The sequence below is a fragment of the Agrobacterium larrymoorei genome, from assembly GCF_030819275.1.
In the GTDB taxonomy this organism is placed as follows: Bacteria; Pseudomonadota; Alphaproteobacteria; order Rhizobiales; family Rhizobiaceae; genus Agrobacterium; species Agrobacterium larrymoorei_B.
The window spans coordinates 1,784,204-1,804,977 of the sequence record NZ_JAUTBL010000001.1 but is presented as its reverse complement, the minus strand read 5'-3'; the positions used below and the strand labels follow the sequence as shown (position 1 = coordinate 1,804,977).

The window sequence follows — 20,774 nt, the reverse complement described above, 5'->3', positions numbered from 1 at the left end:
CCGGAATGAAAAGAGAGCCGATGCCGAGCCGTGTCCTGCGTGAAAAATCCTTGCATACCGTCAGAACCTTCTCGGCAGCCGGATTGCGTTTCGGCCCGCCGCGGATGCTCTTTTCCGGCATCGAGCGGCCCTATCTGCTATCGAAACTAGCATCCGGGCTCGCACGCCAGATTGTCGTCCTGCGCGCACCGCCCGGTTTCGGCAAGACAGCCCTGATGAAGGCCGCCTATGAGAGGCTGATGGATGGTCGATTGACGCTGCCCGGCATGTCGGACACGGCCCTGTCCCATTGCTCATGGCTCACCGCATCCGGCATCGCTTCGCCTCAGCGCTTCCTCGGGGAGTTGCTCAAGTCGCTCGGCCTTGCCGCTCTGGTCGATAAACAGGACGCCTTGACGCAAGCCATCGAAGCCATAGCGCGCCGCGACGGCGAGACGGTGCTCTTCATCGACAATATCGACGAGATCGAAACCGGTGACAGCGAAACGGTTGGCCGGAATGGCCTTCTGGAAGAACTGATCCTCTCGGCACCCGACCGGCTCAGGATCGCGGTCTCCTCCTGCTCCCCGGCGCGACTGCCTCTGGCGCGGCTGAAAGCCCGCGGCGTGCTGGCCGAACTGACGGCGAAGGATCTTGAATTCGGGCGCTCTGAGGTAAGAAGGCTGCTGGCAGGCAATGCCATGACGGCGCTTGTCGACCCTCTGATGGAGATCACGCGCGGGTGGCCGGCGCTGACCCAGCTCGCTTCCGGCATCCTCGCCAACGAGCCGAGCGAGGAGGAGCGGCGCGTGCTTCTTGCCGGAACACATCCGGACCTGACAGACTATGCGCGCGAAACCGTCGTCAACCGGCTCTCTCCCGCTCTCCTGACAATGTTGCGCGGCGTCACGCCCTTTCAGGAGTTCCGTCTCGACCTTGCCTCCGACCTCGGCTTCAACAAGCTTTCGGAAGAGGACCTGACGATGATCGAGAGCATGCATCCGGTCATCGAGAACGGGCAGAATGGCTGGCTGTCACTGCATCCGGTCCTGCGCACCTCGCTCGAAAGGGATGCTGTCTTCGTTTCCGATGCGGAAAAGAAAGGGCTGCATCGGCAAGCAGCGCTGTGGTTTGCCACCCGTGCCCATCTGGAACGCGCAGTCTCTCATGCGGCACACAGCGGCGATTTCCGCATGGCCGAGGAAATCATCGGCAAGGCGGGAGGCGTCGACATCTTCCTTCGGGCGGGCCATCAGGTGCTGGAGCATTTGATCGACAATTTCCCACCCGATGTCCTGCATGCCTCGCCAGGATTGATGGTCTGCTATGCCGTGGTGCTGTCAAAACGCGGAAATGCCACTGCGGGACGCGAACGGCTGGATACGCTGAAGACAAACGGCGAATGGTCGCCAGCCGCGCTTGCCGCCGTCGATCGCGGCGTTCTCGACCATATCGACAGCCTGATCGACGTCTATGAAGATCGCCGCATGACGCGCGAGCAGGCGGTACGGCTGGAGCACACCGCAGCCGCCTTACCGCCACACGCCACCTGGGAACTGGCCTGGCTCTTCAATCACCTTTGCATCATCTACACACGCACTGGCGATCTGGAGGAGGCACGACGCGTCGCGCTGAGGGCGCTCGGCTATTATCGGGAGGAAAAGACCCCGTATGCCCAGGTCTTCATGCTCATCCATCTTGGCCTCGTCAGCACGCTGAAAGGCGAGTTTTCCGCCGCTCTTCAATTCTGCCGGGAGGCGGAGGAACTCGTGGAGCGGGTGCACTGGACCGACCGCAACCTGCTTGCCATCGTACGTCTGGCCATGGCCGATGCGCTTTATCAACAGGGCGAGGTGCTGCAGGTGGAGCGAAGCCTCACGGAATGCATGGAGCCGCTCATCCGCGGGGAAAGCTGGGTGGATTTGTTCACGCGGCTCTTCTGGCTTCTGGCCCGCAGCCGTCTGCAGGTCAGCGGCTTCGATGCCGCAGCGGCCGCGCTCGACAAAGCGGAGGAAGTGGCGGTCGAACGCAATCTGCCGCGATTGAAGACTGCCGCTGCCATTATGCGCATCGACCTGCTCGTCAGGGCAGGCATGCTCGAATCCGCCACACAGGCCATTGAGCGGGCCAAATCGCTGAGAGATGTAAGCGTACCGGATAACTGGACATGGCGTGAGGCTTATGATTTCGACATCGCGGCGGCGCGCCTAGCCCTTGCCCAGGGACAGGCGCCGGAGGCGTTGCGGTTGCTTGAGGCGTTGATCGTCTCGGCGCGCGCGTCGGGTCACGCCTATCACCGCATGCTGGCCGAGATCATGGCGGTACAGGCTGCTTGGAAGGCGGGGCGGCAACAACAGGCCTTCGCCTATCTGCAATCGACCATCGCCCTTGCCCGCACCCACGAGGCCACGCAGCTGTTTACTGATGAGGGACAGGAATTGGCCGCCACGCTACGCGCCATCGTCCGCCGCTTCGGCTTGAAGGTCTTCAGCCCTGACGCGGTTTTATTCATGAGCCGCATCGTCGGCCACGGCCTTGGTCGTCAGCAGCGAACGACGCGCCTTAAAAAGACGGATGAAGAGTCCGCGTCACCCACCCCGGGCCTCATGAGCGCTCGCGAAGTTACCGTACTTAAGCTTTTATCCGATGGCCGCAGCAATAAGGAGATCGCGCGCGAACTTCATATCTCGGAAACCACCGTCAAATTTCATCTGAAAAACATCTTCGCCAAGCTCGGCGTCAGCCGTCGCGGCATGGCGGTCTCTGTAAGTGCGCATCTTAAACTGACAGAGAGCAACTGACAGAGGTCGCAATCAGGCGATGCACGGCTAAGATAATCCGTCCATCAACTAGGGCGCCAACCGGTTCTCTATGTCGCCAAAACTAAATTGCATCGCGACCCGACAAGGCAGACGCGGTCCAAGCCAAATATAGGCATGATATCCAGACAAATCCGGACATCAGAATCCAACCGCTGCACACGCCGTAAACCGGCAAAATTTTTCCACGCAAGCCGCTCCGATCAGAAAAACAAACGGCTCGCTCGTCGCGCCGCGTCGTTAGGATCAAGATCTGGATCAAGGACAACCCCGGTTGGAGATACATTAATGTTTGCTGCCACACGACGCGTCATCGGAGCGGGCATCGCCATGCTCGTCATGCTTTCGCTGTCACCTGCTTCTGCTGAAGATCTGAAGGAACTCAGGATCGGTTTCCAGAAGACCAATCTTCCAGTCATAGCCCAACAGCAGAAGGTCATCGAGAAGGCGCTCGAGCCGAAGGGAACGACTGTTAAGTGGGTGGAATTCACCGCAGGGCCGCCGATCATCGAAGCACTCAATGTGGGTTCCATTGACTTGGGTTGGACTGGCGACGCTCCCCCGATCTTCGGGCAAGCGGTAGGCTCTGCGATTTCCTATGTTGCCGCGCTTCCTTCCAACGGCGCGGGCGAGGCAATCTTCGTGAAGCCGCAGTCGGACATCAAAACGGTTGCCGATCTGAAAGGCAAAAAGGTTGGGGTCGGTAAGGGAACCAGCGCACACAACCTTTTGGTTGCAGCACTCGAAAAGGCGGGCGTCGCGTTTTCGGATATCACACCAGTCTATCTTAGCCCGCCGGACGCGGCAGCCGCCTTTGCGAGCGACAAGATCGATGCATGGGCGGTCTGGGACCCCTTCTTCGCGATCGCCGAAACGCGATACAAGCCACGCGTATTGACCACCTCTGCCGAAACCCTGCAGGTCAAGACCTACTTCTTGGCGAACAGCAAGTTCGCAATCGCCCATCCAGACGTGGTCACGACAACAATCGATGCCCTGAAAGTCGCAGCAACATGGGCTGCTGCCAATCGCGATAAAGTGGCAGAGGCACTGCATGACGTGACCAATGTACCTCTTGAGGCGCAAACACTGGCTGCTAACCGTGCCGAATTCGGTATTGGCCCTATTACGCCAGAGATCGTTAAAAGCCAGCAGGAAACTGCAGACCGGTTCTTCAAGATTGGCCTGATTCCCAAACAAATCAATGTGGCAGACGCGATCTGGAAGGCACCAGGTACCAATTAAGGTTGTCCAATCGATCTTCCCTAGAGTTGATCGGCGCGCTGACCGTGGCGCGCCGGTATCCATTCAATATGACCGTCTGGCTGCAGGCTAGGCGTTGGACATCAGAGAAGCAGTTTCAATGGTTCGCATAGATCGCTTTGTCATAGAAAAGATATCGGGCTGGATATTGCCCGCCCTCTTGATCATTCTGTGGGAGATCGCGAGCCGCCTCGGCTGGATTTCCCCGAATACGATGGCGCCCCCCTCCGCGGTTGCAGAGGCTTTCTGGCGGCTGCTGCTATCCGGCGAACTGCTGCACAATATCGCCATCAGCACGGCGCGTGCCCTGTCCGGCTTTGTCATCGGCGGAACGATCGGCCTTGTTTTCGGCCTGATGAACGGTTTGTCAGCCTTGTCGCGCAATCTCACCGACACGACGCTGCAGATGATCCGCAACATTCCACATCTGGCACTGATCCCGCTGGTCATCCTCTGGTTCGGTATCGATGAGGAAGCCAAACTGTTCCTGGTGGCGCTCGGCGTTTTCTTCCCGATCTACGTGAACACAGTGCTGGGCATACAGACCGTCGACCGCCAACTCGTTGAAATGGGACGCACTTACGGCATGACGCCTTGGACGCTTTTTTTCCAAGTTATTCTTCCCGGTGCCCTGCCGTCGATGTTTGTGGGGTTGCGTTACGCGCTTGGAATTATGTGGCTGACGCTTATTGTTGCCGAGACCATTGCTGCCTCTTCCGGCCTCGGCTACATGGCGATGCAAGCCCGAGAGTTCCTGCTGATCGATGTCGTCTTATTGTCGATTATCATCTACGCGCTGCTCGGAAAACTTGCCGACTCACTTGCGCGCCTGCTCGAACGGCTGACCCTGAAATGGCACCCTGCCTTTCAACCCGCATGACGCCTCCAGATCGATGGGAAACTTAAAAACAATGTCCGTAGTCAACATCCCAAGTGTGTCAAAAGCGTCTTTTGCCGAACCCGCAGGCCCGGAACCGGTGCGTCTACCAATTGCAGTGTCGTTTCGAGGCGTCACCCGCGACTTCGGCAACAAGCAGGTCTTGAAGGGCATCGACCTCGACATTCCCGCAGGCCAGTTCCTGGCTGTGATCGGCAAAAGCGGCTGCGGTAAGAGTACCCTGCTTCGCCTATTGGCAGGACTCGACAAACCGACTTCCGGATCGGTGACAGTGACCTCACCAGATGGTAGCGGGCGCACCCGGATCATGTTTCAGGAGCCTCGTTTGTTACCCTGGGCAAGGGTAGCCAAAAATGTGGGCGTCGGCTTGACCGGCATATCGAAGGGCTCCGAGGGCCGAGAGCGATCGCTTTCAATCCTGCGCGATGTCGGCCTTGAGGATCGCGCAGACGAATGGCCATCTGTTCTTTCGGGAGGACAAAGGCAGCGCGTCGCGCTCGCCCGAGCACTTGTCGCCCGGCCGCAGGTTCTGGCACTCGACGAGCCACTTGGAGCGCTCGACGCGCTGACCCGGATCGAGATGCAGCGGCTATTGGAGGATATTTGGCAGCAGCAGAAATTTACGGCCGTGCTCGTTACCCATGACGTTACCGAAGCCGTGGCGCTGGCCGACCGGATTATCGTTATCGATGCCGGACGGATCACGCTCGATGTCGAGGTCCCCTTCGTGCGCCCACGTCGTCACGGCGCGCCGGAACTCGCCGCGCTCGAGGGTAAGATATTGAACGCGTTGTTCACATGATCGATGGTGAGCAAGCCAAGGTTACTGTTCCCTAGCGGTCCACCTAAACCTGCTGCCATAGTGATTGTCTGGCAATCTGTTACCAGCGTCAAACAACCGACTCCTCAGTGTGCCGTCTGAGTAAGCCGTCTTGTATGCGCCGCGCTCCTGCAATTCCGGCACGACGATGTCAATAAAATCGACATAGCTTTCAGGTACAACGGTTCGTGTCAGGTTGAAGCCGTCTATTTCGCCATCGTCTAGCCAGGAAATCAATTCCTCTGCAACATGGGCGCCATCGCCAACAATCACAGGATAACGCCCTCCTATCGCCAACTCCTGGAGCAATTGACGCTTGGTCCAGCCTCTTTGCTGAGCCAATTTTGTAACGGACTGAATTGCGTTGCCGGCCGCATACTCAATAGTCTCGTCCAGTTGATAACGAGAGAAATCGATACCGCTGCCAGCGGAGAAATGTGCCAATCCTGCCTCGGGGTTGGCGTGGTCCAGGTAATCCTCCAGCTTCGCTTTTGCCTCTGAGATGGTTCGTCCAGGCACAACCGTTATGCCCACGAATATCTTGACGTCCTCTGGACGCCTCCCGGCTGCGACGGCCTCGGCGCGCAGGGTGCGGGACGTCTTGGCAGCAGCGGCCTTATCGGTGGCGTTGATGAAAATGCATTCGGCATGGCGACCCGCAAACTGTCGGCCGCGCCCGGAGGTACCCGCCTGGTAGAGGACAGGCGTACGTTGCGCCGAGGGCTCCGACAAATGATATCCTTCGCTCTGGTAATAGGGGCCTTGATGATGGATTTTGCGCACGCGACCCGGCTCGGTAAACACGCGGCGCGCCTTGTCAACAACCACGGCATCATCCGACCAACTTCCCTCCCATAGCTTATAGAGCACGTCGAGATAGTCGTCGGCGCGGTCATAGCGGTTGTCGTGCTCGCTCATTCCAGTCTGACCAAGCGCGCGGGCGGCGCTGTCGAGATATCCAGTCACGATGTTCCAGCCAACACGGCCTTCAGTCAGGTGGTCGAGCGTTGAGATGCGGCGCGCAAAAGTATAAGGCGCTTCCACGCTGGTGTTGACGGTAATACCGAAACCGAGATGCTGCGTGGCCGCCGCCATGGCAGACACCAGCAAGGTGGGATCATTGACGGGAAGCTGCACCGACTCCTTTAATGTGAGATCGACCGAAGATTGATAAATATCGTAAACTCCAACGATATCCGCCAGAAACAGGCCGTCGAACAGACCGCGCTCCAGGGTCTTCGCCAGATCCGTCCAGTAGGATAGCCGCTTGTACTCGTGCGACCGATCACGCGGATGCGTCCACAGACCGTGATTGATGTGGCCGACACAGTTCATGCTAAAGGCGTTGAGGAGTATCTTCTTACGAGGCGGCATGACTTTCCCAGAAGTTGAAGCGTTTCCAGCGGGCAATCGATTTTCCAATTGGAATTGCGAAAATAGAGATTTAGAGAGACGTCGTCGGGTTCATGTTACTGGACGCATCAATGACAACGCGGCCAGGACTAGACTAGATCGCGCCGTGGCGAGGTGGCAGGCGGCCATTCAGTACATATTGCCCAATCGCTTGGTACTTCCAGCGCACAGGATCATGGAGCGTGTGCGTGCGGACATTCCTCCAGTATCGGTCGAAATTGTCTTCCGTCGTCGTTGATGATGTGCCGGAGAGTTCAAACAGCTTGTTGCATGCAAGCAGACCTGCCTTGGTGGACAAGATCTTAGCCTGTGCAACGGCGACGGAAGCTGCGGCAACCGTGTCCTGTGTCGGATGGGCCATAGCCTCATCCACGACATGCCCCGCCTTCCGCAACAATGCATCCGCAGCGCGAAGCTTTACGCGGACTTGCCCTATCTCGCTAAGGGTCAAAGGATCTTCGGCAGCACTTTCAACTTTGGCGTCGATCCAGGGTCGAGCTCTGCTGCGGACGAAAGCCAGCATCTCCCCATAGGCGCCCTCGCCAATTCCAAGATCGATTGCCGCATGGATGATCTGGGCCAGCGGGCCGATTGTCGTTGGCACTTCAAAAGAAGCCTGAAACGGTATGACCCATTCTGGCTCGACTGCAACGTCATCAAACCGCACGGTGCCACTGCCCGTGACCCGCTGTCCGAAGCCATCCCAATCGTCCAGAACGGTGACGCCCTGTGCGGTCCGTGGGATGAAGACGATATAGGTTCTGACCTCTTCACTTTCTTCTGCCGATACCAGTGTGGGAATCCAATGTGCATAGATTGCGCCGGTGCAATAGGACTTCGTGCCGTTCACACGCCATTGCTCGCCCTGGTTTCGCGAGAGCTGCGTGCGGCGCTTGAAATCCCTATGACCAGTTTCCGCCAAAGCATTGCCGGTACGTTCACCAGCCAGAACACGGTCATAGAAATACCGCTTCTGAGCCTCGCTTCCACCGACCCGAAGGACTTCGAGCGAGTAATAATGGTTTTGCGGGATCTGAGAGAGCGACCCGTCAGCAGCGGCGATTATGGCGGTGACCCGCGCAAGCGTGCCCGCTGATACCCCGGCTCCGCCATATTCCTTGGGGACGGTTATTCCCCAGAGACCCGTCGCAACGAAATCGTCCAGTTCCTTCCATGGAAGGCGTCGCTCCGCATCACGGGCAGAAGCATCGGCTCGAACCCGATTTGCGAAATTCTGTGCCACCTCAAGCGCCTCCGCATCGGATGTAATAAGATGCGGCTTCAGACTGGGTGCAGGTGCAGGTGTTGCAACGCGCGGATCGGTCATATCTCAATTCCACTGGTGGCGTGCTGGTAATGCACCATTCAACTCGTAATTACCGATGAGATGGTACTTCCATCTGACAGGGTCGTGCAGCGTGTGCACGCGCGCGTTCCGCCAATGGCGATCAAGGTTGTGACCGGCACGCGTGGCGGCAGACCCCGCAAGATCGAAAAGTTTCTCGCTGGCCTCGAGAGCAATCTCCGTCGTCAGGATCTTCGCCTCCGCCACTGCCACGGAGGCACGAGCGCTGCTCTCGGCGGTTACCGGTTCCTTCGCAACGGCATCCAGCAAACGTCCCGCTTCATAGAGGATCTCCTGTGCCGCATTCAGGTTGGTGAAGAGGCTCCCCACTTCGTGAACGATGGTCGGATCATCCACTGCTCGCTCTACGCCCGAGTCCACCCAGGGACGGGCTTTTTCGCGCACGAAATCGAGCGTATCCCTCAGTGCTGCTGAGGCAATTCCCGCATCGATAGCCGCTTGAATAATCTGAGACACTGGCCCTGCGAGGCCCGGCTTATCCAGGAAAGCGTGGACGGGAAAGACGAATAGCGGATCGACAGCCACCTTGTCGAAGATCACCGTTCCACTTGCGGTCGTTCTCTGACCGAAAGAATTCCAATCGTCTATCACCGTCACGCCCGGCTCATCGCTTCGCACCCAGACCTGAACTGCCCGGCCCTCATGATCCAATGCCCGAGTGGGAATGTAATGGGCGAAAATGGCACCAGTCGAATAAAAACGCTCACCGCTCAGCAGCAGACGCTCGCGACACTGCTCAAGCCGCGTGGTTGCGATGTTGACACGTTTGGTCTTCCGCTCCGGCCCGGCGTTACCGATACGGTAACCGGCCAGAACGTCGGCATAGACACGCGCCTTTTGCTCTTCGGTACCGATATCGTGAACCAGTGCAAGCACGCCAAAATGATTTTGCGGAATTTGTCCAAGAGCTGGATCTGCACTGCACAGAATTTCGAATACCTTGCTTAAGGTTTCGAAACTCGCGCCCGTTCCGCCATAAGCACGCGGAACGGTGATCGCTCCAAGGCCGCTCTCCGTATAAGCCTCGATCTCTTCCCAGGGCAACCGCCGCTCTCTGTCCCTTTCCGAAGCGCCCGGATGGAAGCTTTCGGCGAGTGCATAGGCTATCTCGATGGCCTCCTTATCATCGCGAATTCGGTGTACCGGTTTTTGAGGACGTGGCCGCCGTGACGCCTCGGGATCGCCGATCGCGCCAATATCGTATTTATGAGGCAATGTTGTACTCCTGCCTGCCTTGCCAACTCGCCTGATCAACGGGCGCGTAAACGCCGCACGGTTACATCGCCGACAAACTGGACGACGCACACAGTGGCGATCAGCACCACGATCACCGCCAGCATGACGGTGGTATCAAAGCGTTGGTAACCGTAGCGGATCGCCATGTCGCCGAGCCCTCCGGCGCCGACTGCTCCAGCCATGGCCGAAGCGCCGATCATGGACACCACCGTTATGGTAAAGCCGCCTACCAACCCCGGCAATGCTTCCGGGAGCAGCACATGCCGGATGATGTGCCAAGGCCGGCAACCTATTGCCTGAGCCGCCTCGATCAATCCATGTTCCACTTCACGCAGGCTGACCTCCGCGATCCGAGCGAAGAAAGGCGTTGCGCTGATCGATAGCGGTACGATGGCCGCCCACACGCCGATCGTGGTTCCCGTCACCAGACGCGTGAAGGGCAAAAGCGCCACCAGAAGCACGATGAAGGGCGTTGCGCGGAAGCCGTTGATGACGGCTCCAAGCACACGGTTTGCGCGGGGCGCATTGATAAGCCCACCGGGTGAGGACAGCACCAGAAAAACCGCAAGAGGAATGCCGACGAGAAGCGCGACGAGCGCAGAGACCCCCACCATCGTCAGCGTATCGAGGAAAGCCTGCCAGAGGCGGTTAAACATCTGCGGTGTCATAACCAATGATCCTTGCTGCGTGGGCCAGATCGGGACTCTTGATCAGATGCTCCAAGTCTGCGCGGGCGGGAGATGCCACGACCAGCCGACCGCTGACATGGCCCTGAATTCGGTCGAGATTACTCTGGATGATGTGTGTCCCCTCTCCGAGAACACGCAACAGACGACTGAGGTCGGGCTGCAAGCCGTCGGTCCCCTTGTAGGTGAACTCGATCAGTGCTGTTGCGCGCTGACCGTTCCAATAGGAAGCCAGCCGTTCCGTCACCTCTTCGGGCAGACCGCGATCAAGCGGTTTCAAAAGCGCAAGCGTCGCTTCATGGCGAGGATTGCCGAAGACCTGCCACACTGGCCCTGTTTCGGCGATCTCCCCCGCCTCAAGCACAAGCACGTGGTCACAGATTTCCCGGATGACGCTCATCTCATGGGTAATGAGAACGATCGTGAGACCGAGACGACGGTTTATGTCCTTCAGCAAGGACAGGATAGAGAGCGTCGTTTCAGGGTCAAGGGCGGAGGTCGCCTCATCACAGAGCAGGATTTCCGGCCGGCTGACGAGTGCGCGAGCGATACCGACACGTTGCTTCTGCCCGCCGGACAGGCGAGATGGAAAGGTATTTTCCTTGCCTTCCAGTCCCACAAGCTTGAGGACTTCCGCAACACGCTCTCGCACCTCCTGGGCTGGCACACCGGCAACGACTAACGGTAGCGCGACATTGCCAAAGACTGTCTTGGCCGACAGCAGATTGAAGTGCTGAAAAATCATACCGATACGGCGCCGCAGCGCCACAAGCTGATCTTCGTCCAAGGTGGAGATGTCCTCGCCATCGACAAGCACCTGCCCCCCGCTCGGCCTCTCAAGCCGGTTGATCAAGCGCAACAGGCTGGACTTACCTGCACCGGAGCGCCCTATGATGCCGAAGACGGAACCTGCAGGCACATCAACGCTAATATCGCTGAGCGCCCTTACCGCGCCTGCGGAAGAGATATAGGTTTTTTGAACCGCATCAAAGCGGATCGAGCCCACCGTACCCGGCAATGGCTTCGACACGCGTGACGGGGCTAAATCCTCAGATGGGCGCGCCGTCGCCGCAGCTCGGAGCGCAACATCATTGAAGGCATCGAAATGAGCCACACTCATTTTTCCCACGCGATCGTATAAAGCTTAGGATTATGAGCGAAGCCGTTATCGATCGCCTCTCGGACGGCCTTGGAGTTCTGGTACAATTCCACCACCTTCTTCAGGGCTGGGTTGTCCGCCTTGGCTTTGTTTGCAGCAAAAATAATGGCGAACTGCTTATCGTCGACACCGGAAAAGATCAGCGCAGAGCCGGGATCGAATGTCTTGGCGGCAATGATGAAGTGAGGATATCCAAGCGCCAGATCTACGTCGGCCGTGATGCGCGCAAGCTGAGGACCCTCAACTTCCTTGAACGTGACATTCTTCGGGTTTTCGACGATATCATCAAGCGTGCCGAGAAAGCCGACGCCGTCTTTCAGCTTGATCAGCCCACCCTTCTGGAGAAGCAGCAGTCCGCGCCCCTGATTGACCGGGTCATTGGCAATCGCGACCGTCGCCCCCTCAGGAACGCTGGCGAAATCCTTGTGTTTAAGTGAGTAGATTCCGATATTTGCCAGCGTACCGACGCCGATAGGCGTTATGTCATACCCCTTTTGTTTTATAGCATTCGTCAGAAAGGGGATGTGCTGAAAGTAGTTCAGATCCAGATCCCCCGCTTGAAGCGCCTCATTAGGCGTCGTCCAGTCGCTGAACTCAATGACCTGAAGATCGATGCCAGCAGCCTTAGCCTCCGGCACAAGTGCGGCTACAGAGTCACCGTAAACGCCGGGAACGACTCCGATCTTTACAGTTTCGGCAAAGGCGGACCCGGTGAATGCAAGCATCAAGCCGAGAAGAAAAGCAGTTAATTTCATGGAAGCCCCTTCAAAATTTATTTGTATAGAAAATTAGTAGATTTAATTCGTTTTGGGAGAAAGGAACCGCTTTTTCTTCACGCCTTGGAGAAAAAACGTTTCAAAAAATCGTAAGCCGACACAGCAGAATTGATCGTGTGGAATAAATCAGCGGCAGGCTGAATTGCTCTATTGCGCACCAACGGGAAAAATTTTGAGCGAAACGAGGTCATCCTGAGAGGCTCACCCGACAGACATTGTGAAGCGCTTCGCGGAATCAACACACAAAGGTCGTGAGGTGATGACAGGTTTCACGCTACCTGCTCGGTCTTTGTCGAGACGAGGCGTTCGGAATGATCCAGCGCAAAGGACGTGGGCCTGATGAGACGCTCGAAAAGCGCGTAGCCTTGCGGCCATCGCCCGAAACCGCTGGCGATATTGAGATGGCCGACGGCACCCAGATTGACGAGTTCGCTGCCCCAGAGCACAGCAGTCCCTGCCACCTCCTCCGCATCCATGTAAGGGTCGGTCGTGCTGCCGACAACGAGGCTCGGAAAGGGAAGCGTCGAAGCCGGGGGAAAACTGCCAAAGCGGACGATGCATGGATGCAGCGCCTCTACCTTCTCCAGCGAGGCCGGTGCAACGAGAAGAGCTGCCTTGATCCTGGTCGCCAGCGGCCGGCTGGCCATGTTCGCGATAAGCAGGCAGCCGAGACTGTGTGCCACCACATAAGCTTCCTCCACACCGGCCAACGCGGTCTCAAACCGCGTCAGCCAGTCTTCCAGCACCGGGCACTGCCAATCATCCTGATCGACCAGCTTCGCGGTAGGATCATCCCGAAGCCAATGGTCCTGCCAGTGACCGGGAGGTGAGCCATTCAGTCCAGGAACAATCAAGGTCGTACACATGTGATATCCATGAGTGCGGACTCCGCTGTCTCGGAGGATGTGCGACGGGGCGTTTGGTGTTGTACGATTTCAGGTGTCAGCCCTGTGACGCGGCCGCCACCTTCGGATGCTCAGGCGCAGAAGCGGAAGCCGTCTTCACATTGCCACCATGCCCGCCGCCGCCGAAAACCTGATGCTCTCCGAAGGAAGAACGGATCTGTCCTCTTGGGCCGGGAAGGCCGATTTCGGGGAAAAGCAGCTCGGAGACGCGATAAGCTTCTTCCAGATGTGGGTAACCCGAGGCGATGACGGTGTCGATGCCGATGGCCTGATACTCGCGCAGCCGCGCCGCGACCGTCTGCGGTGAACCGACGAGCGCCGTGCCGGCACCCGAGCGGACGAGACCTATACCGGCCCAGAGATTCGGAGAAACCTCAAGCCTGTCACGCCGTCCCTGATGAAGAGCGACCATGCGGGCCTGACCGACCGAGTCCGAATTCTTGGCGAAGACCTCCTGCGCCGCGGCAATCGTCTTGTCTGACAGTTTGGAGATCAGCCTGTCGGCCGCAGCCCAAGCCTCCTCATCCGTCTCCCGTACGATGAAGTGCAACCGAATACCGAAGGTGACCTTCTTCCCATGCGCCTCGGCGGCTTTCCGTACCTTGGCGATCTTTTCCGCGACCTGCTGCGGCGGCTCGCCCCAGGTCAGGTACTTGTCGGTGATCCCTGCGGAAAAATCGATCGCGGCATCCGAGGAGCCGCCGAAATAGATAGGCGGATGGGGTTGCTGAACCGGCGGCAGACCAAGGCGCGCATCGATGGCCTTGATATAGCGCCCATCGAGATGAGCGTGGCCGGTGGCTATCAGCGAGTTGAAGACCTGGAAGAACTCATCCGCGTGATCGTACCGCTCGTCATGGGGCAGGAATATCCCATCGCCCGCAAGTTCCTGAGCGCTCCCGCCCACAACGATGTTGAGAAGCAGGCGGCCATTCGAAACGCGGTCGAGCGTGGAGGCCAGCCGTGCGTAATAGGCGGGAGACGCGACGCCGGGCCGGATCGCCACAAGAAACTTCAATCTCTCGGTATGCGCCGCAAGATCGGCAGCCAGAATGAAAGACTCCTCACAGGCCACACCCGTCGGGATCAACACACCGGAATAGCCGATACGATCCGCAGCCTTGGCGATCTCACGAAAATAACCGGGGTCGGAAGGCCTGCTCAGCTCATCGGAGCCGAGATAGGCCCCATCTCCGGAGCTTGGAATAAACCAGAGAAAATCGAGAGGCTTATCAACTGTCATAATCATATCCTATGGGCGTATCGAGTAGATGCCGATCTTATAAAAGTCTGCCAAATTGATAAGAAATCCCGTTCCAACACGGGCACCAACAGCGGAACAAATCTCTCTTAAAGCGCCGATCATCAGCCTGCGGCCACGTAATCTGCACGAGGCGAGATTTCGTCCTCTTGAATCAGATCACCCACACCGCTCGCGACGAAGATCGCATGTTCCGTCACCTGGGGCAGCCCCATCAACTCTCCAAACGTCCCGCGCGCGAGGGGACCGGCAATGAAGAGCGAGCTCGTGCTCTCGCCTGAAGTCGATACTGGATGAGATTGAGCATCGACCAGGATACCGAGTCCGGTCGGGCAAGCCTGCAAGACGCCGGCGTCTTCGAGTTGCTGAAGCATTGTCTGACTTTGAAGAATGCCGCCATGGGCCGGGCCTGTGGTGACGACGATAGCATCGACATCGAGCGCTTCAATATTTCTGCTGCGTTGAGGCCGCAGCATAACCCGGTAGCCTGCGGCGCTTTTCGTAACGGAAGAAAGCGAGGCGGCACGCACATCCATCTGACCGGTTGCGATCGCCTCCTCCACAGTGGCTTCGACCTGCGGTGCGATCCGAAAGCGATGGACATCCCAGAACGGCCGCAGGTGTCGGGCAATGCGTCTGCGCGCGGCAACCGGCAGGTTTTTCCAGATGTCCTGCCCCTGCCCTCTGAGCGCGTCGACAACGCTGTGCCAGGTCATACCCAGATCCTCCGCCTCCTGTAGACGTTGGCGAACGGCATGAAGCAGCGCGCTGGCTGACTGGAGTGGCTCCGCCAGGAAATCGCCGAAAGGCTCCTGCCCCGCTGGCCCGTGGCCACGCGATCTCAGCCCTCTGCGAGAAACAGCGGTGATGTGGCCTGTATGCCGACGTCTTTTGAGAGAGGCAACGACATCGGCAGCGGTCAGCCCATTTCCAACGATGAGAACACGATCCGCCGGATCGATCGCGTTTGCCGCGTCAGCCACCGTGAAATCCCCAATCAATTTCGGATCTTTCTCGAAAGGCCGAAGCACCCGCGGCAAAGAAGGTGGCGGATGGCTGACGGCCAGCACGACAATGTCGGCCAGCAGCACGTTTCCATCGGCCCCGATCATTTCGTAACGGCCTGCTCTTTGCGATATCGACACCACTTTTGTCCGCCAGTGTCCGATACGCCCGCTCTTCAGAAACGGTTGAATACGTGCCGAAACATAATCACCGAAGACGGACCGCCGGGGATAGGGGGAACCATCGTGAGCGATCAGCTCATCATCGTTATGGGAGGGCAGACCTCCCAGATAATTCTCGAAATCATCTGGTATATCGGGAAATAGGGTCATTCGCGCCGCAGGGACATTGACCCTGTGCGCTGGATCGATCGCGCTATAGGCCAGACCGCGCCCCAATTCAGATCGCGGCTCAACGATTACGACGGATGCATCGGCGGGAATGTCTTTGCCCCCCACAAGATGCACCGCCACGGCAGCACCCGTAAAGCCACCGCCAACAATTGCCACGTTCACATGACCAGACGATGCTGGAGAAAAAGACCTCATGGTTTTTACGTCTTTCCCGAAACAATTGGGGTACACACGGGTTACCTCCGTCGCTCGCACTCTCTTTGTCGACGCATTTTCGGACGCAAAAACCGGTGATACCGCAAATGCTGAAGACGGATCATTGCCTAAATAACGGGGTAGCAGGCAAGACCCCAGAAGGCAATTTCGGCTTCTTGCTCACGATCCCGATCGTTACTTTGATCGAGGCTTTCGATAGGAGGCAGCGGCGTTTCAAAAGGATCGAATTCCGCCTTACGGTCGTTTACTCGAAATATCCTGAATGTATCGAGCGAAAACAGATTGAAACCGATAGACATTTCACGTTCTCCTTCTACTGAGACGTATAGTTTCGCCAGCTAAGACGCTCGGGTCAACATTCTCTACAAGATCACTATTCTATTTTTGACCCATTTCTGACAAAGCTCTTCGCTTTCCCGCGTGTCGCTTGGAAACGGGCCAAACAGCGCTCTGAGGTGCGGACTGTTTGAGTTGCACTCAAGCAGCATCCGCTGGCCTGTCATGACGTGCACCCGCACTTAAGGAACGCTCCAGCAGCTCCGACAGCTGGCGTTTCAGCGTGGTGACGGCGGTGGAGTTTCGATCCCGTTTGCGCGGGAGATCGACATTCACCGTTTCGAATATTCGTCCGGGCGATGGCTGCATCACGACGATCCTGTCGGCCAGCACCACGGCCTCTTCGATATCATGCGTGACAAGCAGCATGGTCGTTCGCTGTTCCAGCCATAGATCGGAGAGATGATCTTGCAGCGCTGTCCTCGTCATCGCATCAAGCGCTGAAAACGGTTCGTCCAGCAACAGAACCGCAGGCTCGACCACCAGCGCCCGAGCCAGCGAGACGCGCTGTGCCTGACCGCCAGAAAGCTCGCGCACCCACCGGTCTCCATAGGTTGACAGACCCATACGGTCCAACGCCTGCAAAACACGAAGGTGACGATCTTCGCGAGAGAGGTGCGTCAGCCCGAAGCCGATATTGTCCGCAACACTCAACCACGGAAAGAGCCTTGGTTCCTGGAAAACAAGATTTACCCGTTCATCGGGTTCGGTAAGCGTCTTATCCTGGAGGATGATGCGGCCGCGCGTCGCGCTCTCAAGACCCGACACAAGCCGCAGCAGCGTGCTTTTGCCACATCCAGAGCCACCAATGATGGCGACCACTTCTCCCGGTTTGATCTCAAGACTGAAGCCGCTGATCGCTTGCGTGCCATTGGGATAGGTCTTCGATAGTGCATCTATGATCAGCATCTTATCTCTTCCGGCCGTGGTGATCATGCCACCGAACAAAAGGCGCGCTACCGACAATCAGCAGCGTGTCCGTCAACTTGCCGAAGACCGCGAAAATGAGGATCGCAGCCAGAATCTGGTCGGGCTTGCCCAGTTGCTGCCCATCCACGAGAAGATAGCCAAGCCCGTTTGAAGCACCCATGAACTCCGCAGCCACCACGAACATCCAGCCAAGCCCGAGACCGGCCCGAAGTGCCAGCACATAGTCCGGCAAGACGGAAGGCAGAAGAATACGCCGCACAAGTGGGAAATCAGACAGACGAAATATTCGACCGACTTCCACCACCTTGCGATCGACACCACGAACGGCGCCGTAAACGCCGAGATAGACGGGAAAGAAGACACCGACGGCAATCAGCGCGACCTTGGATGCTTCGAAGATCCCAAACCACAGGATGAACAGCGGGACCCAGGCAATGGATGGAATGGCGCGCAGTGCTTGCAGCGTGGGGTCGAGCAGGTGGCTCAGACGCTGCGAATATCCGGTGATCGCACCGATGACTGTGCCTAAGGCTGCCCCCGCCAGAAAGCCGACCGCGACACGCCAGAGCGTAATGCCGATGTGGCCTGCCAGTTCGCCCGAAGATGCAAGTTCGGTAATGGTCTGGAAAATGCGCGACGGCGGCGGCATCAACCGTCCCTCAATAAGTCCGGAACGCACCAGCACCTCCCACAGGAGGAGAAGAATGCACGGAAATATCAGGCCAAGGACTGGATTGTCGAGAACCGGGATGCGTATCGCACGCGTCCCGGCTTCTTTCTTCTGACTATCCGCCCGCCACAAATCGGCCAACGCCATGAAACAGCTCCCTACTGGCCGAGCGCGCTACCATAGGCCGGATCGATCAAGTCGCTTGCCACTTTTTTTACATCAACGTCCGTCTTGATCACGCCCGCCTGTTGCAGGGCGATGCCTGCCGCCTCGATCGTCTCCCGTTGCTCGTCACCGATCCTGGAGTGGCTAAGATCGGTACGCTCAAGCTGCTTTGCGATGACGCTATCCGGCAGTTTCGTTGCAGTCACCAGCGCAGCCTCCAGAACACCGGGCTCGGCAATGGCTTTCTTACGCGCGACCTCATAGGCAGCGATCACGCGGGAAACGATTTCGGGATGTTCCTTCGCAAACGCTTCACGAACATTCAAAACACCCCAACTGTTGTTCTCCGGCTTGCGATAAAACAGGACATCGCCGTTCTCCGCCTCAGCCGAGGCCATAATCGGATCGAGACCAGCCCAGGCATCGACATCCCCACGCTGCAACGCCAGCTTGCCATCCGCGTGCTGCAAAAGCACAAGTTTGACATCCTTCTCGGAAAGACCGGCATCAGCCAAAGCGCGGACCAGAAAAATATGCGGATCCGTTCCGCGCGTCACAGCAATGGATTTACCCTTCAGATCCGCCACCTTGGCGATGCCGGTGTCTTTCCGGGTCACAAGCGCCGTCCATTCAGGGCGAGAATAAACATAGACGGATTTGATGGGATTACCGTTGACGCGCCCGATGAGAGCGGCAGCGCCTGCGGTCGAGCCGAAATCCAGCGATGACGCATTGAGGAACTCCAGCGCCTTGTTGGAGCCCGCGGACTGCACCCAGGTCACCTTGATGCCGTCCTTGCTGAATTCCTTCTCCAACAGACCGTCATTCTTCAGCACCAGACTGACAGGATTATATGTCGCCCAATCGATGCGTATCTCGGAAAGCTCGGCCGCCAGCGCCTGACCAAAGGTCGTCACGGATGCCAAAAGACCAAGCGCCAACCCCAAAACAACCTTCATAGTCTGCTCCCTTTAAAAGAATGGAGTCAATCTATGATTTTGATCAATTTCTGAAAGGTGCCCCTTTCTAAAGTTCGCGCGGGCTTTGGAATAAAACAGTCGAAAAGTGGTCTCAGAGATGTTTCGCCGTTATCGGGAGATCGATTTTCGAAAAGCGCAATGCGTCGATTTATTGAAATGAACCCTCGCACGACGCTCTGACGGCTGGTCAGGCGCAAGGGCAGCGGGCAATCGCCACCGCTTGACGCCGTCATCAAAGCGAATGCCACAAAAACATATAAAATCGGTAGAATTTACTGCCAAGGCCCGGACGCAGCAAATTCCTTTCCTCGGACCGTCACCAATTTGGATTGCCCTGCTTGGTTGCTCTGCCTGTCGTCTGGAATGCTTTCATTGTGAGGCAATCGCCTCGCGAAATTCACAGATAATGACATTCAGGATGACGGCATGGGCGGCGCGAGCGAATTTCTCTGGTATATTCCAAACGACACAAAGGCCGGCCATCGGGGAGACATCGCATCAGCCGATCATAACAGCCTCGCCACCCTGACCTCCCATGCCAAGGCGTTAGAACAAAACGGCTGGAAAGGCGCGCTGATCGGAACTGGTTGGGGCCGGCCCGACACATTTACGGTCGCCACGGCGCTCGCAGCGCAAACCTCAACCTTCGAACCGCTGGCGGCCATTCGCCCGGGCTATTGGCAGCCAGCGCACTTTGCGTCCGCGGCAGCAACCCTTGACGAGTTATCGGGTGGACGCCTTCGCATCAACATCGTCTCGGGTCGGGATGATCTTGCCGCCTATGGAGACAGTGAAGGCGATCAGGCGCAGCGTTACGCCCGCACGAAGGAATTCATGCGGCTGGTTCGACGGCTCTGGACCGATGAAAATGTTACTTTCCACGGAAAGCATTTTCAGCTTTCCAACTCGACTGCTCAGCCCCGGATCACCAAGAGGAAAGGTCGGCTGCATCCGAAGCTCTACTTTGGCGGTGCGTCGGATGCTGCGGAACGGGTCGCGGCAACGGAGGCGGATGTTCAACTTTTCTGGGGCGAACCACTGCAATCCATAAAGGACCGTATCGCGCGACTGAAGGACCTCAGCAAACGGCTGGACCGCGATTTGCCGCCACTGGAATTTGGCCTGCGCATCACCACTGTCGTTCGAAGCACGACCGCGGAAGCCTGGCGCGATGCAGAAGACAGGGTTGCCGAAATGGCAAAGGGCAGCGGCGCGCGCTGGAACGACCATCTGCAGTCTGTCGCCGTGGGCCAGCAGCGATTATACGATCTGCAACAACAAGGTGATGTGCTGGACGACAACCTTTATACAGCGCCGGGACGCGTCGGCGGCGGTGGAGCGGCGACCACCTGGCTGGTCGGGTCAGCAGCGGATGTCGCTGCGTCCCTCAACAAGTACCGAGAGCTCGGCATCACGAAGTTCATACTGTCGGATACGCCTTATCTGAGAGAGATCGAGCGGCAGGGGAAAGAGCTTCTCCCGCTACTCGAAACTCATCTCTAGCAATGAAGATTGATCTCCAACAGGGTGATAGCACC

18 protein-coding genes are annotated in these 20,774 nt (G+C 57.7%); 5 read left to right on the top strand and 13 right to left on the bottom strand.

Going from position 1 to position 20,774, the window contains the following annotated elements:
* The first annotated feature begins 20 nt into the window (after window positions 1-20).
* From QE408_RS08200 to QE408_RS08185, 4 genes are all read left to right on the top strand, one after another.
* Window positions 21-2,780, top strand: coding sequence for a LuxR C-terminal-related transcriptional regulator (locus QE408_RS08200; RefSeq protein WP_306930001.1), 2,760 nt, complete (start codon window positions 21-23; stop codon window positions 2,778-2,780).
* 306 nt (window positions 2,781-3,086) lie between these two features.
* On the top strand, window positions 3,087-4,043 hold the full coding sequence (locus tag QE408_RS08195) for an aliphatic sulfonate ABC transporter substrate-binding protein (protein ID WP_306929998.1): 957 nt from the start codon (window positions 3,087-3,089) through the stop codon (window positions 4,041-4,043).
* A gap of 118 nt (window positions 4,044-4,161) precedes the next feature.
* Complete coding sequence (locus QE408_RS08190) at window positions 4,162-4,941, top strand: ABC transporter permease subunit (RefSeq protein ID WP_306929996.1); 780 nt, start codon at window positions 4,162-4,164, stop codon at window positions 4,939-4,941.
* A 31-nt stretch (window positions 4,942-4,972) separates the two neighbouring features.
* Entirely contained in the window at window positions 4,973-5,761 is a 789-nt protein-coding gene (locus QE408_RS08185) for an ATP-binding cassette domain-containing protein (protein WP_306929995.1), read from the top strand.
* 21 nt (window positions 5,762-5,782) lie between these two features.
* On the opposite strand, the gene QE408_RS08180 is transcribed toward QE408_RS08185, so the two are convergent.
* The 13 genes from QE408_RS08180 to QE408_RS08120 all read right to left on the bottom strand — a co-directional run bounded on the left by QE408_RS08180 (window position 5,783) and on the right by QE408_RS08120 (window position 19,215).
* Entirely contained in the window at window positions 5,783-7,153 is a 1,371-nt protein-coding gene (locus QE408_RS08180) for an LLM class flavin-dependent oxidoreductase (RefSeq protein WP_306930265.1), read from the bottom strand.
* Window positions 7,154-7,286: 133 nt separating this feature from the next.
* Window positions 7,287-8,519 (bottom strand): SfnB family sulfur acquisition oxidoreductase, encoded by a 1,233-nt coding sequence (locus QE408_RS08175; RefSeq protein WP_306929994.1) that lies wholly within the window; start codon window positions 8,517-8,519, stop codon window positions 7,287-7,289.
* Window positions 8,520-8,522: 3 nt separating this feature from the next.
* Window positions 8,523-9,773, bottom strand: coding sequence for an SfnB family sulfur acquisition oxidoreductase (locus tag QE408_RS08170; RefSeq protein WP_306929993.1), 1,251 nt, complete (start codon window positions 9,771-9,773; stop codon window positions 8,523-8,525).
* Between the two features lie 35 nt (window positions 9,774-9,808).
* Window positions 9,809-10,462, bottom strand: coding sequence for a methionine ABC transporter permease (locus tag QE408_RS08165; protein ID WP_306929991.1), 654 nt, complete (start codon window positions 10,460-10,462; stop codon window positions 9,809-9,811).
* Window positions 10,443-11,594 carry a methionine ABC transporter ATP-binding protein gene (locus QE408_RS08160; protein ID WP_373465499.1) on the bottom strand — a complete coding sequence of 384 codons (1,152 nt, stop codon included), beginning with the start codon at window positions 11,592-11,594 and terminating at the stop codon, window positions 10,443-10,445. The genes QE408_RS08165 and QE408_RS08160 overlap by 20 nt, the downstream gene beginning before the upstream one ends.
* Before the next feature lie 2 nt (window positions 11,595-11,596).
* Window positions 11,597-12,394, bottom strand: a complete 798-nt coding sequence (locus tag QE408_RS08155) for a MetQ/NlpA family ABC transporter substrate-binding protein (RefSeq protein WP_306929989.1) — start codon at window positions 12,392-12,394, stop codon at window positions 11,597-11,599.
* A gap of 290 nt (window positions 12,395-12,684) precedes the next feature.
* The gene (locus tag QE408_RS08150) at window positions 12,685-13,281 is read right to left on the bottom strand and encodes an alpha/beta hydrolase (protein ID WP_306929987.1); all 597 of its coding nucleotides are present in this window, start codon (window positions 13,279-13,281) and stop codon (window positions 12,685-12,687) included.
* A 76-nt stretch (window positions 13,282-13,357) separates the two neighbouring features.
* The gene (gene ssuD / locus QE408_RS08145) at window positions 13,358-14,566 is read right to left on the bottom strand and encodes an FMNH2-dependent alkanesulfonate monooxygenase (protein WP_306930262.1); all 1,209 of its coding nucleotides are present in this window, start codon (window positions 14,564-14,566) and stop codon (window positions 13,358-13,360) included.
* A gap of 119 nt (window positions 14,567-14,685) precedes the next feature.
* Window positions 14,686-16,134 carry an FAD/NAD(P)-binding protein gene (locus tag QE408_RS08140; RefSeq protein ID WP_306929985.1) on the bottom strand — a complete coding sequence of 483 codons (1,449 nt, stop codon included), beginning with the start codon at window positions 16,132-16,134 and terminating at the stop codon, window positions 14,686-14,688.
* Between the two features lie 128 nt (window positions 16,135-16,262).
* A complete protein-coding gene (locus tag QE408_RS08135) occupies window positions 16,263-16,454 on the bottom strand; it encodes a hypothetical protein (RefSeq protein WP_306929984.1) in 192 nt (63 codons plus the stop codon).
* Between the two features lie 178 nt (window positions 16,455-16,632).
* Window positions 16,633-17,400: an ABC transporter ATP-binding protein gene (locus QE408_RS08130; RefSeq protein ID WP_306929982.1), complete on the bottom strand. Its 768-nt coding sequence runs from the start codon at window positions 17,398-17,400 to the stop codon at window positions 16,633-16,635.
* 1 nt (window position 17,401) lies between these two features.
* Window positions 17,402-18,238 (bottom strand): ABC transporter permease, encoded by an 837-nt coding sequence (locus tag QE408_RS08125; RefSeq protein WP_306929981.1) that lies wholly within the window; start codon window positions 18,236-18,238, stop codon window positions 17,402-17,404.
* Window positions 18,239-18,249: 11 nt separating this feature from the next.
* Window positions 18,250-19,215, bottom strand: coding sequence for an aliphatic sulfonate ABC transporter substrate-binding protein (locus QE408_RS08120; protein ID WP_306929979.1), 966 nt, complete (start codon window positions 19,213-19,215; stop codon window positions 18,250-18,252).
* A 447-nt stretch (window positions 19,216-19,662) separates the two neighbouring features.
* Here QE408_RS08120 and QE408_RS08115 point away from each other — a divergent pair, with 447 nt between their 5' ends.
* Window positions 19,663-20,739 (top strand): LLM class flavin-dependent oxidoreductase, encoded by a 1,077-nt coding sequence (locus tag QE408_RS08115; protein ID WP_306929978.1) that lies wholly within the window; start codon window positions 19,663-19,665, stop codon window positions 20,737-20,739.
* Window positions 20,740-20,774: the final 35 nt, after the last annotated feature.

What these genes read in the sequence shown, in the direction of transcription:
- QE408_RS08165 (WP_306929991.1), bottom strand. Translation starts at nt 10,462, where the DNA reads ATGACACCGCAGATGTTTAACCGCCTCTGGCAGGCTTTCCTCGATACG.
- QE408_RS08155 (WP_306929989.1), bottom strand. Translation starts at nt 12,394, where the DNA reads ATGAAATTAACTGCTTTTCTTCTCGGCTTGATGCTTGCATTCACCGGG.
- QE408_RS08130 (WP_306929982.1), bottom strand. Translation starts at nt 17,400, where the DNA reads ATGCTGATCATAGATGCACTATCGAAGACCTATCCCAATGGCACGCAA.
- QE408_RS08150 (WP_306929987.1), bottom strand. Translation starts at nt 13,281, where the DNA reads ATGTGTACGACCTTGATTGTTCCTGGACTGAATGGCTCACCTCCCGGT.
- QE408_RS08120 (WP_306929979.1), bottom strand. Translation starts at nt 19,215, where the DNA reads ATGAAGGTTGTTTTGGGGTTGGCGCTTGGTCTTTTGGCATCCGTGACG.
- QE408_RS08140 (WP_306929985.1), bottom strand. Translation starts at nt 16,134, where the DNA reads ATGAGGTCTTTTTCTCCAGCATCGTCTGGTCATGTGAACGTGGCAATT.
- QE408_RS08125 (WP_306929981.1), bottom strand. Translation starts at nt 18,238, where the DNA reads ATGGCGTTGGCCGATTTGTGGCGGGCGGATAGTCAGAAGAAAGAAGCC.
- QE408_RS08190 (WP_306929996.1), top strand. Translation starts at nt 4,162, where the DNA reads ATGGTTCGCATAGATCGCTTTGTCATAGAAAAGATATCGGGCTGGATA.
- QE408_RS08185 (WP_306929995.1), top strand. Translation starts at nt 4,973, where the DNA reads ATGTCCGTAGTCAACATCCCAAGTGTGTCAAAAGCGTCTTTTGCCGAA.
- QE408_RS08180 (WP_306930265.1), bottom strand. Translation starts at nt 7,153, where the DNA reads ATGCCGCCTCGTAAGAAGATACTCCTCAACGCCTTTAGCATGAACTGT.
- QE408_RS08200 (WP_306930001.1), top strand. Translation starts at nt 21, where the DNA reads ATGCCGAGCCGTGTCCTGCGTGAAAAATCCTTGCATACCGTCAGAACC.
- QE408_RS08115 (WP_306929978.1), top strand. Translation starts at nt 19,663, where the DNA reads ATGGGCGGCGCGAGCGAATTTCTCTGGTATATTCCAAACGACACAAAG.
- QE408_RS08195 (WP_306929998.1), top strand. Translation starts at nt 3,087, where the DNA reads ATGTTTGCTGCCACACGACGCGTCATCGGAGCGGGCATCGCCATGCTC.
- QE408_RS08135 (WP_306929984.1), bottom strand. Translation starts at nt 16,454, where the DNA reads ATGTCTATCGGTTTCAATCTGTTTTCGCTCGATACATTCAGGATATTT.
- QE408_RS08175 (WP_306929994.1), bottom strand. Translation starts at nt 8,519, where the DNA reads ATGACCGATCCGCGCGTTGCAACACCTGCACCTGCACCCAGTCTGAAG.